Annotated in this window: 15 protein-coding genes; 1 reads left to right on the top strand and 14 read right to left on the bottom strand. The window is 48.3% G+C overall.

Annotation, left to right across the window (positions count from 1 at the left end):
- The 11 genes from pstA to ACZ5LF_RS02865 all read right to left on the bottom strand — a co-directional run bounded on the left by pstA (position 1) and on the right by ACZ5LF_RS02865 (position 10826).
- A complete protein-coding gene (gene pstA / locus ACZ5LF_RS02915; RefSeq protein WP_344701800.1) occupies positions 1 to 879 on the bottom strand; it encodes a phosphate ABC transporter permease PstA in 879 nt (292 codons plus the stop codon).
- Position 880: 1 nt separating this feature from the next.
- Positions 881 to 1810: a phosphate ABC transporter permease subunit PstC gene (gene pstC, locus ACZ5LF_RS02910; protein WP_344701843.1), complete on the bottom strand. Its 930-nt coding sequence runs from the start codon at positions 1808 to 1810 to the stop codon at positions 881 to 883.
- 70 nt (positions 1811 to 1880) lie between these two features.
- A complete protein-coding gene (locus ACZ5LF_RS02905) occupies positions 1881 to 2864 on the bottom strand; it encodes a phosphate ABC transporter substrate-binding protein PstS family protein (RefSeq protein WP_380569734.1) in 984 nt (327 codons plus the stop codon).
- A 306-nt stretch (positions 2865 to 3170) separates the two neighbouring features.
- Entirely contained in the window at positions 3171 to 4952 is a 1782-nt protein-coding gene (gene pnpS / locus ACZ5LF_RS02900) for a two-component system histidine kinase PnpS (RefSeq protein WP_380569733.1), read from the bottom strand.
- On the bottom strand, positions 4949 to 5647 hold the full coding sequence (locus ACZ5LF_RS02895) for a response regulator transcription factor (protein WP_380569732.1): 699 nt from the start codon (positions 5645 to 5647) through the stop codon (positions 4949 to 4951). The genes pnpS and ACZ5LF_RS02895 overlap by 4 nt, the downstream gene beginning before the upstream one ends.
- Positions 5648 to 5888: 241 nt before the next feature.
- The gene (locus ACZ5LF_RS02890; protein WP_380569731.1) at positions 5889 to 6386 is read right to left on the bottom strand and encodes a dihydrofolate reductase; all 498 of its coding nucleotides are present in this window, start codon (positions 6384 to 6386) and stop codon (positions 5889 to 5891) included.
- Between the two features lie 26 nt (positions 6387 to 6412).
- The gene (locus tag ACZ5LF_RS02885) at positions 6413 to 7873 is read right to left on the bottom strand and encodes a PTS transporter subunit EIIC (protein WP_380569730.1); all 1461 of its coding nucleotides are present in this window, start codon (positions 7871 to 7873) and stop codon (positions 6413 to 6415) included.
- Positions 7874 to 8020: 147 nt separating this feature from the next.
- A complete protein-coding gene (locus tag ACZ5LF_RS02880; protein WP_380569729.1) occupies positions 8021 to 8758 on the bottom strand; it encodes a tryptophan-rich sensory protein in 738 nt (245 codons plus the stop codon).
- 81 nt (positions 8759 to 8839) lie between these two features.
- On the bottom strand, positions 8840 to 9319 hold the full coding sequence (locus ACZ5LF_RS02875; protein ID WP_380569728.1) for a PH domain-containing protein: 480 nt from the start codon (positions 9317 to 9319) through the stop codon (positions 8840 to 8842).
- Positions 9320 to 9513: 194 nt separating this feature from the next.
- Complete coding sequence (locus ACZ5LF_RS02870) at positions 9514 to 9993, bottom strand: nucleoside deaminase (RefSeq protein ID WP_380569727.1); 480 nt, start codon at positions 9991 to 9993, stop codon at positions 9514 to 9516.
- 26 nt (positions 9994 to 10019) lie between these two features.
- A complete protein-coding gene (locus ACZ5LF_RS02865) occupies positions 10020 to 10826 on the bottom strand; it encodes a carbon-nitrogen family hydrolase (RefSeq protein WP_380569726.1) in 807 nt (268 codons plus the stop codon).
- A 172-nt stretch (positions 10827 to 10998) separates the two neighbouring features.
- Between ACZ5LF_RS02865 and ACZ5LF_RS02860 the strand changes: the two genes are divergently transcribed.
- Entirely contained in the window at positions 10999 to 11421 is a 423-nt protein-coding gene (locus tag ACZ5LF_RS02860; protein ID WP_380569725.1) for a GNAT family N-acetyltransferase, read from the top strand.
- Positions 11422 to 11455: 34 nt separating this feature from the next.
- On the opposite strand, the gene ACZ5LF_RS02855 is transcribed toward ACZ5LF_RS02860, so the two are convergent.
- From ACZ5LF_RS02855 to ACZ5LF_RS02845, 3 genes are all read right to left on the bottom strand, one after another.
- On the bottom strand, positions 11456 to 12349 hold the full coding sequence (locus ACZ5LF_RS02855) for a YitT family protein (RefSeq protein ID WP_380569724.1): 894 nt from the start codon (positions 12347 to 12349) through the stop codon (positions 11456 to 11458).
- Positions 12350 to 12433: 84 nt separating this feature from the next.
- Positions 12434 to 13324 (bottom strand): diacylglycerol/lipid kinase family protein, encoded by an 891-nt coding sequence (locus ACZ5LF_RS02850; protein ID WP_380569723.1) that lies wholly within the window; start codon positions 13322 to 13324, stop codon positions 12434 to 12436.
- A gap of 261 nt (positions 13325 to 13585) precedes the next feature.
- Positions 13586 to 14230, bottom strand: coding sequence for a CadD family cadmium resistance transporter (locus ACZ5LF_RS02845; RefSeq protein WP_380569722.1), 645 nt, complete (start codon positions 14228 to 14230; stop codon positions 13586 to 13588).
- Between the last annotated feature and the right edge of the window lie 33 nt (positions 14231 to 14263).

The raw sequence follows: 14263 nt of genomic DNA, 5'->3' as shown, positions 1-14263 counted from the left end.
TTAAAAACGCTTAGAGTATTTATTCCTTATATAAACTGCTACGGAGTTCATCAGGAACAGGATGAACAGAAGCACGAGTATCGCTGCCGCTGTAATGGACTGGAATTCTGGATTGGGCATTTTGACCCACGAGAATATCTGCATCGGCAGCGCTGAGAATGTATCGAATACACTTGTCGGTGTAAACAGCAGAATCGTCGGTATGCCGATGACGACGAGGGGAGCCGTTTCCCCGATTGCGCGGGAAAGTGACAAAATTATTCCTGTGATGATCCCCGGTAATGAGGCGGGAAGTATGATTCGGGTAATCGTCTGCCATTTTGTCGCCCCCATGCCAATGGATGCTTCACGTATGGAAGATGGAACCGACCGGATGGCCTCTTGGGAAGCCACAACGATGACGGGCAGGATCATAAGCGACATCGTCAGTGCGGCCGCAAGGACGGAATTCCCGAGTCCGGCCATTCTGACGAACAGCGTAAGGCCGAGTAGACCGAACACAACCGATGGTACCCCAGCGAGATTCGAGATGTTTATCTTTATGAAGCCGGTAAGCTTATTTTTGGGTGCATATTCTTCCAGATAAAGGGCTGTACCTACAGAAAGGATGATTGCGATGGGCGCTGTAGTGCCCATCAGCCATAATGTACCGATAAGTGCGCCTCTGATGCCTGCATTCTCAGGACGGCTCGAGCTGAAGTTCGTGAAAAAGTCAGCCGTCAAGTAGCTCCACCCGTCGATGATAGTATCGATCAACAAGGTTGCCAAAACGACCAGTCCCACCAGGGTGCACAGGAGGAAGATGTACTTCAGCACCTTGTTGAGCATCAGCCTTCCATTCAATCTCTTTCCTATAGACTTTTTATCGATCAATTCCATCTTAATATTCCTCCCTGAATTTCCGTGAGAACCATTGTGCCATCACATTCATCAGCAGTGTGAAGACAAAAAGCGTCATGCCGACGGCGTAGAGGCTGAAGTAGACGTCACTGCCGTAAGTGGCGTCGCCCGAGGCTACTTGAACGATGAAGCCCGTCATCGTCTGTAGGGACTCCATGATGTTCAGGCTTGCATTGGGAGTACTCCCTGCTGCAATCGAAACGATCATCGTCTCGCCGATTGCCCGGGAAACCGCAAGGACAATCGAGGCCATGATGCCCGAAACGGCAGCAGGCAGGACAACCTTGAACACCGTCTCGAGTCTTGTAGAGCCGAGACCGAGTGCCCCTTCCCGAATGGTATTCGGAACGGAGCTCATCGCATCCTCACTCAGGCTTGCAATCATCGGTATGATCATCACTCCGACGACGAGACCTGGACTGATTGCGTTGAAAAGGTTGACTTCAGGCCATACGCCCCTGATCAGAGGAGTGACGAAAGTCAAGGCGAAAAACCCATAAACGACAGTCGGTATGCCGGCAAGGATTTCGAGTATCGGCTTGATTACCCGGCGCACCCGATCGCTTGCATATTCACTTAAATATATGGCAGCCCCAAGGCCAATCGGTACTGCAAAAGCGACTGCAATCACAGTGATTTTCATAGTTCCCATGATCAGGGCAAAAATACCCCACTCAGGGTCAGAGCTGAACGCAGACCATTCGGTCGAAGTCAGGAATTCCACCGGGGAGACCCGGGTGAAGAACATTACCGTCTCTGACAGTAATGTTATAAGGATACCTATGGTCGTCAATACGGATACCGACGTGATGAGAAGTAAGATGATCGGCACTGCCTTCTCCATAAAGACTGTACTCCGTCTGCCCTTTTTATTGTCTATCATTTCACGAATATTATAATCACTCATAATGAACCTCGTTTCAAAATGCTTTAAACTGGACGGGGACTTCCCGTCCAGTTGCTTTTATTGTGCCAAATACCTACTTGAATGCTTCGAGCTTGTCCTTCTGTTCCTTCATTTCATCTTCAGTCAGTGCAACATATCCTGCCTCTTCCGCTGCAGATGAAGCATTGTTCAGAGTGTATTCCATGAACTGCATGAACGATTCGTTATTTTCAAAGGATTCATCCTTGGCGTATACAAACAGTGGACGTGACAACGGATATTCATAGCTCATGACAGTCTCTTCTTTGACTTCAACAGGCTCTTCACTTTCCGTACCTTGAATCGGAACACCTTTCAGATTTTCCTGGTTCACCATGTAGTAGTTATATCCGAAGAATCCAATCGCACCTTCGCTGCTTGCCACGGATTGGGAGATGACGTTCGTGTCCTGGTTCAATTCAGCTGTGATATCGCCATCTTCCATGACCGCTTCCTTGAAGAAGTCGTGTGTGCCGTGTGACTGGTCCGGTGCATAAGCTGTTATTTCTTCATCAGGGAATTCATCACGGACATCGCTCCAAGTTTCAGCTTCGCCATTGTAGATCGTCTGCAGCTCTTCGAAAGTCAGGTAGTCGACGAAATCATTCTCCGTATTGACTGCAACCGTCAGGCCGTCATTCGCAACTTTAAATTCTGTAAAGTCGATGCCTGCCTTTTCCAGCTCAGAAACTTCCTCTTCCTTGATTTCACGGGATGCGTTCTGAAAGTCCGTCTCACCGGCTACAAACTTCTCAAAACCGCCACCTGTACCGGAGACACCGATGGAAACCTGGACTTCTGGGTACTCAGCGTTGAAATCTTCGTTTATCAGTTCAAGAATCGGGGCTACTGTTGAAGATCCGTCGCCGGAGATGCTGCCTGATGCAGAAGCTTCTGCATCTGTACTGGCTTCGGAACCATCTCCGCTTCCGTCCCCTGTGCTTCCTTCAGATGGATCACTTGCATTGCCCCCTCCGCACGCTGCCAGAATGAATACTAGGCTCATCAGCAATGCAGCCATAAAGATACTCTTTTTCATTACCCGAACTCCTCCAATAAATTAAGTGTTGTATTTCCTACAAGCCCTACTCTATCGGATGAATGTAAATTTGAAATGAATAGTTTGTAAAGATTGTGTAAATATGAAAAAAACACCAAAGCCGAACCCCAGGTCACCATTTAAGTATTTTGAATCACATTCAGCTTAGAACCTATTAAGTATTTTCTATGCATATAAAAACACCCCTAACGTTGAACTTTGGAATTCAACTTTAGGGGTGCATCTCAGAAGAAAGCAGAGGCTTTTTATTTTTACGTGCTTTGGCCGGAATCCGCACACAGGCTGTTAGCTGTCTTCCTGCTTTTTCGGCAGCGTCACGATGAAGGTCGTGCCTTCGCCTTCACGGCTTTCGACCTCTATTTCACCGTGGTGAGATTCTATCAGGTGTTTGACTATGGCAAGGCCGAGGCCTGTGCCGCCGGAGTGGCGGGAACGTGCCCGGTCAACACGATAGAAGCGCTCGAATATGCGTGGGAGGCTCTCTTCAGGGATGCCGATGCCATCATCCTCTATAATCAGGCGGACGTTATTCGTATCCTCCTTCAGTGATAACTTGACAGCCCCACCTTCGGCAGTGTAGTTAATGCCATTTCCCACCAGATTGAGTATGATTTGTCTGAGACGGTCTTCATCCCCCTCCAGATATACATCCCTTGATGGATCTGGAAGGGCCAGCCGTGTCTTCTTCTCTTCGATGGCCCCCTGCAGTGTAACGGAAACCTCATGGGCGAGTGCCGTCAGGTTTAGAGGCTCGAGGTTCAGAGGCATCTCCTGCTTCTCTATTTTGGAGAGGTTCAGAAGGTCCCTGATCAGGCGATCGAGCCGCTGGCTTTCATCGTGTATGATCTTGAGGAACTGCTGAGTGGTTTCTTCATCGGTCACTTCCCCGCTCATCAGCGTCTCGGAGAACCCCCTGACCGAAGTGACTGGTGTCTTCAATTCATGCGAGACATTGGCCACAAAGTCACTGCGCATCTTTTCAAGTCTCCTTATCTCCGTAATGTCATGGAGGACGATGATGACGCCACACTGCTGCCATCCTTGGCCATAGTAGGGGGCAAGGTGGGCATCCATGATGCGTTCATGCGGATAATAAGAGTGGACTTCTTCGTGGACCTTCTCATTGGTTTCAAAGACGGCATGTATATGCGGACTGAGGGCGAATCGTTCACCGACTTTCTCATAGGGCTGGCCGATCAGGTTATCCTTATGCTGGGAAAGGAACTTTTCCATCGATGCATTCATCAATGTGACCTTCCCGTCCTGGTTGACGAGCATGACACCACTCACCATATTAGAGATGATGCTCGTAAGCTGCTGTTCATTCTCCTCTATCTCCTTCATCTGGCTCTGCAGACTTGCAGCAAGCGCATTGATGGACTGGGAGAGGTCGCCGATTTCACCTTTTGCCTCCGTGCTCACCCGGCTGCTGTAGTCCTTCCTTCTCAGGCGGGAAGTGACATTCATGATGGTGTCGATCGGTCGTGTGATGCTCCTTGCAAGCATGGTGGTCGCAATGGCGGCCATCAGGAACATCAGACCAAGGGCAATAGACAGGCTGAACCTTAGCTGGTCCATGGCATCATCAATGATGCCTAGGGACAGGGAGCTCCTGACTGCTCCTACAGTCTCCCCTTCAGAAACGAGTGGCAGGGCGACATACATCATATTGAAGTCCTGCGTTGTACTGTGGCGTATCGATTCTCCGAATGTCTCATTCTGCTGAAGCACATCCTGTATTTCAGGACGGTCGAAATGATTGTTCATTTTTTCAGGGTCATTTTCGGAGTCGGCAAGTACGACACCTTCGGTATCCACAACTGTAAAGCGCATCTGAATCGGCTGCTCAAAGTTCTTGATGAGTTCTTGCAGCTGTTCACGTTCATCATAGCTTTCCGAGGCGCTGATGAGCTGTGTGACCATCTGTGCATTTTCGATGAGATGATCGCGGGTCACATCTGTATAGGCATTCTTCAGCAGTGCTGCAAGGATGAACCACAGGATGACGGTCAGGAGGAGAATCAGGATGAAGAAGGCGGATGCAATCCTGAACCATAGACGCTTCATTCTGAAGGAGCCTCGAGCTTGTAGCCGAACCCTCTGATGGTCCGGATGTAGACAGGACGTTTCGGATCAGCCTCGATCTTCTCGCGCAGATGACTTATATGGACATCAACGATCCGCGTATCCCCATCATAGTGGAAGTCCCAAACTCCATTCAGCAGCTGGTCGCGGCTCAGGACCTTGTTCTTATTGTTTGAAAGGTAGAGGAGCAGTTCGTACTCCTTTGGGGTCAGTACGAGCTGTTCGCCGCGGACATAGACATCGTAGGTGTCGGTATGTATTTCTAGTGTACCGAGCTTGATCACTGTAGCTGCATCGGCAGGGGGCTCCTGTATCTGGGTCCTGCGGAGAATCGCCTTGACGCGCGCCACCACCTCCCTTGGACTGAAAGGCTTCGTCATATAGTCATCGGCGCCGAGCTCCAGACCTAGAATTTTATCGAACTCTTCATCCTTTGCTGTGAGCATCAGGATGGGTGTCTCGACCTTTTCTTGCCTGAGTGTTTTGCAGACATCCATTCCATCCATTCCCGGTAGCATCAGATCCAGTACAATCAGGTCGGGCTTTTCAGTTAAAGAAAGATCCAACCCCTGTCGACCATCTTCCGCTGTAATCACTATGTATCCAGCCTTTTCCAAATTGAATTTTATCAATGTAACAATGGATGGCTCATCATCCACTACAAGGATCTTATGCACAGTAATTGCCCCTTCCGTATATATCAGGTTTTTTTAATGTTTTCATTTGTTGGAAAACCATTTTGAGTATATCATGTGGAACCTTTTTATCTGTACAGCTTAACTTTACAACCGACCAAGTGTTTACTGCCGCTCAAAATCTAAAAGACAATTGATATGTTCGAAATTTTCTCATACTGGAATCTGATGGTGTTTTTTCGCTTTTTACGATATGATGCTTTCTTTTTTGAAAAGCCTTGATCTATCTGTTTTTCCGACGCCACACTTCATAAGTGTGGGCATACTTATTTTTATCGTCCACTGGCCCCGCTTCACTTCGGATACACTCAAATTTCCCATAACCGAAGTCCTGCGGGAAATGCGTATCCCCTTTAAAATGTGCATGGATACGGGTGCGGTACAGGATGTCCACATCCTCTTCAAACATCTTAAACAGCGAGGCACCGCCGATGATGTATAGATCGTCACCATATTCTTTCCCGAGAGCTAAAGCGTCTTCCTTTGAATGGACCACCAGCGCTCCAGGCGCCTCGTAATCCTGGTTGCTTGTCAATACGATGTTGCGCCGCCCTGGGAGCGGCCTTTTTGGTATGGTCTCATAAGTTCTGCGCCCCATTACGATATCGCCTTGCAGTGTGACTTTCTTGAAAAAGGCCATATCCGCCGGCAGGTGCCACGGCAATTTGCCGTCTCTGCCGATGACTTTATCTTCATCCTCCGCCCATACATATGCAATCATGTCTTCCCATCCTTTCTTCTTCATATTCACCCGGTTATATTGGCCTTCGCAGGATTTTTAGGCTTATTCTTCTTCTGACGCATCTCCATCTTATCGCTGTAGCCCCATACATAGGTCAGACCAAAGGAGACGAAGAGTGTAATCGCAGTGACCAGGATCGCATACCAGAAATTGGCGGTGATGCCGTTCTCTGGGTCGATGAAAGAAGGCAGGCCAATCAGGGAACCGATGATGCTCCACATATTGATGCTGAATATACCGGTCAGGACACCTCCGACGGCACTTCCTATGCTGGCGCAGATGAAAGGTCTGCGGAAGCGCAGATTGATGCCGTATATTGCTGGTTCGGTAATGCCGCAGAAGGCTGAGAAAGCACCGGCATAACCGAGTTCCTTTATATTCTTCTTCTTCGATTTGACGGCTACTGCCAATGCGGCGCCTCCCTGCCCCACTATCGTCATGCTGATGATCGCGGAAAAGTAGCTGTAGCCGAGTGTCGCAAAATCATTGACGTAGACGGGGATGATTCCCCAATGCAGGCCGAAGACGACAAGTAATTGGTAGAAAGCATTGATCACTCCGCCGAAGAGTGGTGCATTGAGGCTGAGCAGAGCTTGCAGGCCATCCGCCAATAATGTTGAAAATCCGACCAGGATCGGCCCTGTAATGACCAGTGTCAATGCCCCGACTGTTCCAATGATGACAATCGGGATGAAGATGGCCTGGATATAGGCAGACACCCAACCCTTCAGCCAGTCCTCCATCTTCTTGACGAACCAGGCCGCCAGTATCATTGGAAAAATCGAGTAAGTATAAGTGACGAACGGGAAGTCGAATCCGCCCATCGTAAAGATATTCATGCCATCATTAGCTGCTTCAAGTATCGTCGGATGGATGATGAGACCGCCGATGACGGCAGTCAGCAGCGGGTTGCCATCGAGTCGTTTTGCAGCATTGAAGCCGACCAGTACAGGAAGGAAATAGAATACGGCATCCGCCATGGCATTGATGATGAGGTAAGCCGTTCCTGAATCAGTGATGAGGTTGGTGCTCGTCAATACCGCAAGCAGCCCCTTTATGATGCCTGCTGCGGCCAATATGTTGATGATCGGCATGACGGAACCGGTGATGATGCCGATGAAATTATTGACTGCACGCCCGATTTTATCCAGCCCTTTATCGTCTGAATGGTCTTCAGGCGACTCTTCCGGCAATCCATCATCTGCAGTCGAAAGGAACGGGCTGAGGGTCTTATAGATGTCATCCACTGCGGGCCCGACGATGATCTGATACTGCCCGCCTGCCTGCGCCACACCCATGACGCCTTCCAATTCTTCTATTGCTTCCGTGTCGGCAAGCGACTCGTCTTTCAAGTAGAAACGCAGCCGTGTGACGCAATGAATGACATTTTCGATATTACCCGTCCCACCGACCAGCTGAACAATCCTTTCAGCCAGAAATTGATGGTCTTTCTTCTTTTTCTTCATGGATACCCCTCTCCATCTGGTAGCAGATTATCTAATATTTTTGCAGCCTTGCTGATTCCACCATGCAATTAAGGTATGTACATGGTGGGATATATCTGCGTCTTGAAATTAAAGCGCCTCTCGAGCGGTCAACGTCGGGAGGTCCTTTTAGTGCGCCTTCTGCCTAAGCAACTTCGATACCGCCACAAATATAGCCACTGCACTCAGCATCAGACCCGTAATGAGCAGGGTGACATCAAGGTTTCTATACATTCCATCATTTTTAGTGTATATGGCAAAGAATGGCCATAGCGCTATAAGCGGATACAGCCAATCTTTGAAACGGAGTGCGATTGCCGTAATGATCAATGTGGCTGCCACGAGGATGATAATCGTCCATGGCAGTTCGCCCATGCCGAACAGTGTTCCAATATCGCTGCTGACGATAAGTGTGAAGATGTTGACCACCGTCGCAATCGTTACCCAGCTGTAATAGACTGAAATGGGTAGGCGATCAAACCAATGGTATCCTTTTTCAGTCAACAGCACATGCATCCTGGCCAATGTGAACAACACTGCACCAATGACGAGTACTGATGCAATCAGCAATTGCTGGGTGAAGACGACAATCCATAGGCCATTCAGCAGGAAGTTGGCGATCGGCCAGAATTTAAGTTTCCGAACTACTGAATCTTCCCACGATTTCTCGAAAAACAGGCGGATGAGCCATATCAGCATCAAAATGTAGATGACGCCCCATATTGAAAAGGCGTAGCCGGCCGGCTGGATGATTGTCTGATTGTCATTTGCCACAGCGCTTACGTTAGTCGCACTTAAGTAATTAAAAAACAGCATAAGCGCAAAGGCTGCTATATACCCTATGGTCCATTTTCTATGCTCTGACATTTGATCCACTCTCTTTCATCATAATATTCTTTACATACCCTAAAGCCTGCTCTATTATGCTCCTCGATGGGGATATGCCATCTAAAAGATGAAATGGATGATGATCAGAACGAACATGGAGATGCCAAGCCCGATATGAAGTTTCCTGATTTTAAGTCTTGGATCAATCAACAGCCGATACCATCCTGAGAGAACCAGACACAGCAGATTGAATGCTGCGATTGAACCAGTCAATATCTTCATATTGGACAAGTCGAATGTATAGTGATCGATGACCAGAAAACCATGCAGCAGGATGATGATCAAAGCGCCCGTCCCCACGTAGCGGTGATAGGGCCTGATGCGCTTGGAAAATTGAGCCAGGCGGATTTTCTTCTGCCGGTCGCCGATGTTGCGTATCGTCGAGAACACGGCATTGCGTGTCCAATTGAATAGGAACAACAAAAAACCTGTAAAACCAAGCAATATATGTAGATATGGTGTATTGGACGAGAACCCGGCTGCAACATTCCAGACCGCCCAGACCAATAATATAAAGTTAAATAGAAACCAGATGCTCATATGATTGCGCCCCGCTTTTTTCACTTATAGAAGGCACTCCCGACTAAGTTCCAGGCGTAGCCTCCCGCTGCCCCATCATACTGTTTTTGTAGGTCTATCAGCAAGTCTGATGGCCAATTTTAATACCATCGTTTCTAAAAGCCAGTCAGCAAAAAGATCCTCTGCGGTTATCCACAGAAGACCTTTTTCATGGGCTATGCTTTTTGATGATAAGCGAACTGGAGTTCGCGCACTTCTTCCGACAATGCTTCATCGGGCCCATCCACTTCAGCGTCAGGCAGTACCTCAGTGATGGACAGTTGTTTCAGAGGTCCAGGTTCCAAATCCATTTCCTGTTGCCATGTCTTCAGCTGCTTTGTGGAGCTTGCATATACGATGCGGCCAAGGCCGACAAGTCCGTGTGCCGAGGCACACATGGAGCAGTGTTCACCTGAAGTATAGACGGTCGCGTTGCTGCGGTCTTCCTCATTCAGATGTGAAGCCGCCCATCTTGCGATTTCAAATTCCGGATGGCGTGTGGCATCGCCGCCGGCAACCCTATTATGATCTTCAAACAGCACTTCTCCGTCTTTTGATACGAGGAGCGAACCGAATGGTGCATCCCCTTTATCCAGTGCAGTCCGCGCGAGTTCTACGCACCGTTTCAAATGATTTCTATCTGTCTCAGTAATCACATGACCACCCTTTCTCAGAATGTACTCTACAGGCAATGATACATATCCCGCCGCCTGCTTTCAAAAATGGGGACTGCCTGCCTGATGCGTGCCACTTCCTGTGAATCGATGCGTCCACTGACCACAGCTTCAGCCTGCCCTTTTGCTTCGCTGATGACTTCACCCCAAGGATCTGCCATCAGCGATCGCCCTGCGAAAATCTGGCCTCCTATATCACCATACGTATTCACCCCGATGATGTAGCACTGGTTTTCGATCGCCCGTGCCGACAGGAGGGTTTCCCAATGCTTTCTTCGTGCCATCGGCCATTCGGCTGGAACAAAGATGATGGAAGCCCCTTTCAATGCCAGATCCCTGAAAAGCTCCGGGAATCTGAGGTCATAGCAGATCACCATACCGCATCTGCTCCCATCGAGCATGAACGTCTCCACTTTACTGTCTCCTGCCGCAAGGTATCTGGGTTCATCAAGCATCGGCACAAGATGCACCTTTGAGTATTCATACACAAGCGTCCCTTCACGGTCGACGACGAAGGCGGTGTTGTAGACCTTATCCGGATCTTCCTTTATGTTGGCGACGGATCCTGCTACTATATTGACATCATATTGCTGTGCCAATTCCGCTATGAACGATAGTGCCGGTTCAAGGTCATGACAGGCATGCTCCGCTATATTTTCCAGGTCATACCCCGATGTCCACATTTCAGGCAAGACGACGACATCCGTCTCTTCAAGTTTTGCATGTTCGAACTGTGCGCGCACCTTGTTGAGATTACCTTGGAAATCGCCAAATTTCACTTGATACTGCAAAGCTTTTATTTTAATATTCCTCACTCCTCCACTCCGTATGGTGTAATGTCTGTGAGATGCCGATGATCGTCAAAATCAACTTGTCAGAATCATTCTACTTCTCCCTAAAGTATATGGGACATGCCGGGCACTTGCAATTAACGATGGCAAGTCCAGCGCTTTCACGTTATCCTTATAATTAAAAAGAGGTGGGCACATGATTGAGGTAAGGCAGGATAAAAATTTACGGCAACACGACCTTGAGCAGCTCTATATGGCGAAGGGGCAATCCAGATATGAATCGCGATTCGGTGAACTCCATAAAGCAGTCACTGCATCTGATTATCTCATCACTGCATGGGCGGATGAACAGTTGGTTGGTATTCTACGTTCTTCCGGAGATGGGGCTTTTACGCAATACATATCCGACTTCATCGTCCACCCGGATTTCCGTTCACAGGGCATCGCTTCATCCCTGATGGATACTTACCTTGAAGCTGTCGCACATGTTGATGAAATCTATCTGTTCTTTCAAAATAGCGGGCCCAAAACCTTTACTGGAACGTGGCTTGCCTACAGAGGGTTTTCCGAAATAAAAGGGGGATCCGTCCCCTTCATCTACCTTCGCAAGAAAGCATAAAAAATCCCGCTTATCTTTAAGCGGGATTTTGGTTTTATATGAAATAGTTGCCGAGGACGCTGTTGACGTCGTGCACCACCACAAATGCATTCTCATCATAGTGCTTGATGAGGCGCTTGACGCGGGGCAGCTGGTTCTTGTTGATGATGACATACAATATATCCTTATCTGCTTGGGTATAGAAGCCACGTCCCTCCATGATGGTTACGCCCCGCCTGATTTCACTGTTGATCATCTTTCCGAGGCGATCCGGGTGGTCGGAAATGATGGTGATCGCTTTTTTGGGGTTCATACCCTCGATGATGAAGTCCATCACCTTCATACCAATGTAGAGTGCAATGACAGTCAAGAGGACCTGCTCGAGCGTCATGACGGTCAGACCGATTGTAATGACGACCAGGTCAAAGAACAGCAGGGCATAGGAGACGTTGATATCCATGTATTTATTGACGAGACGCGCCAATATCGTCGTACCGGCAGTGGTTGCACCGATGCGGATGACCAGACCGATGCCGAGACCGACGAACAGTCCGCCAAAAACGGTGTTGATCAATATCTGGTCAGTCTGGATCTGCCAGTCTTCGGTCAGCCATAAAAATAAGGACGTCAATATGACCACGACGATTGTATAGTACATGGAACGCCTGCTTAAGAATTTGAAACCCACTACAAGTAAGACTGCATTCATAAGGAAGTTCGAGATTGCCGGTGAAATATCAAATGCATAATATAGGATGACTGCAAGCCCAGTGACGCCCCCTTCGCCGAGATTCCCGGCGATCATGAAGGTATTGACGCCGATGGCGAAAAGGAATGATCCGACGATGATTGTCACGATATTGATCAATGTCTGTTGGGTGATCCTTGAACTGACCGGTAATCTCCGCTTTTCAAAATTCATGTTCTTAAGTTTCTCTCTGATTTTCACAATAATAATCCTCCTCCTAGCCCATATTCCTCTTGGGTGCATTGCGCTTTGGAAAGCATTTATTCAAACTATCGTATGTGGCCTCTACTCTGCATAGGCCTCTGGCACGTTGACTCTGAGGCATCCTTGAAGCAATCTGATATCCATCGCTTCAAATTCATGCGGGTCCCCGTCAATATCCATCGTTTCAAGACGGTCTGTATCCAGATGGAGTGTTTCCGCCTTCATGTAATGCACATTTTTGTGCTCGGCAATCGTCCCCCTGAAAGCTGCAATGATGATTTCAATGATTGCCTTCGGATGCGATGGCGTGATGTTGAGGATATGCAGATGGCGGTCGTCGATGCTTGCGTGCGGCAGCAATTTTTCAAAGCTGCCGACGGATGAGGTGTTCGCTACAATCGTCAATATGGAATCACTCATCACCTTTTCCGATTCCGTTTCGATTTTCACACGATATGCCTTCATTGTGACGAGCGCACGTAATCCGGCATAGAGATAGGCGAAGATGCTGAAGCGATTCTTAGCGGTCGAGCCTACACGGGTGAAAGATTCCATAAAATCACCGAGCGCGATCAAATAGGCGATATGGCGGTCATTGCCCTTGATGACATCCGCTTCTATAGTCTTTTGGGGGGATCTCAGGTTATTTATGGCGGTATCCATGTCAAGCGGCAGACCTAGTGCGCGGGTGTAATCGTTGACGGTCCCTGCCGGCAGGATGGAAAGCGGTGCATCTGACCCACTCTCCACCATGCCATCGATGATTTCACCAATCGTACCATCGCCGCCTGCTGACACAATCAGATCGACATCTGATACAGCCATCGCGATTTCCTTTGCGTCCGCTCCATCCGTGTAGTGGATGTCGACTTTATAGCCCTGACTGTTCAATGCATCGAGCACCCGGTATTCAATGGGCGGTTTCTTTTTTTTACCCGAGTTTTTATTGATGATGACTGCGGCTTTTTTCATATATTACTCCAATCCGGCCATTACAGCCCGTTTGATTGCCTATGGTAATCAATATATATGATAGGGTAAAAAGATAAGCGGCGCAATGACCAATGCTCGCATTATTTTTTATGTAGTGACTGGCACGTTGCTCAATCGTTAGGACCATTGCAGAGTATCTTAAAAAGGACGGCTCCACACCGTCCCTTCTTGCGTTATATCGTTTGAATCTTTTTAGATGCTTCCTTCAGCCACATGTCCAACGACCCAATTTTTATTTGCTCAAAATTGATATGCAGCTAGAAAATATTTTTCACCAGAGAAAGAAAAAGAGCGTCTGCCCGTTTCATTTTCATAGAGGATGAATACCCCAAGGCCAATATATATGAGCGCCATAATCCATGTACCGTACTTTTCTATTGTTTCTCCAACCAGGTCGGTATGTGCTATGCCATGCGCAGTGAAGGCCAGCAGAAAGATGAAAATGAGGAACACCATTAGAGAGACAGCCAGACCGCCTGCATCGATCGTCACAAAATATGGAACGAACAACCCGGTATTATCAGCGCCACAGCTTCCGATTATGATCATCACTACTTTTCCTGTTAACCTGTCCATCCCCTTCTTATCTAAATGCGCTGTTGGCTCCGCCTCATCGGGATCACCCGCCAGCAAGACCTTTACCCCGAAGTATATCGGTATGAGTCCAAGCAGCCCCAAAATCCATTTTTCAGGTATGAAACCGAGCATATAGGCTAAGATGAGACTGACCATGATCAGTATCAATGAACCCACATACTGGCCGATATAGATTTGTCTGATCTGCCTATCCGTCTCTGCCCTGGCAAAAAAGATCAGCAGTATTGCGATCAGATCGATGGCGGTAGCCACGTATAAAACCGCGGCCGTCAATACTGTCTGCAGCATGGAAGCACGCCTTCCTTAATCCCATATACCCAG

It is taken from the genome of Salinicoccus siamensis (genome assembly GCF_055391965.1).
The sequence above is the reverse complement of the archived record's forward strand: the minus strand, read 5'-3'. Positions and strand labels throughout refer to the sequence as shown.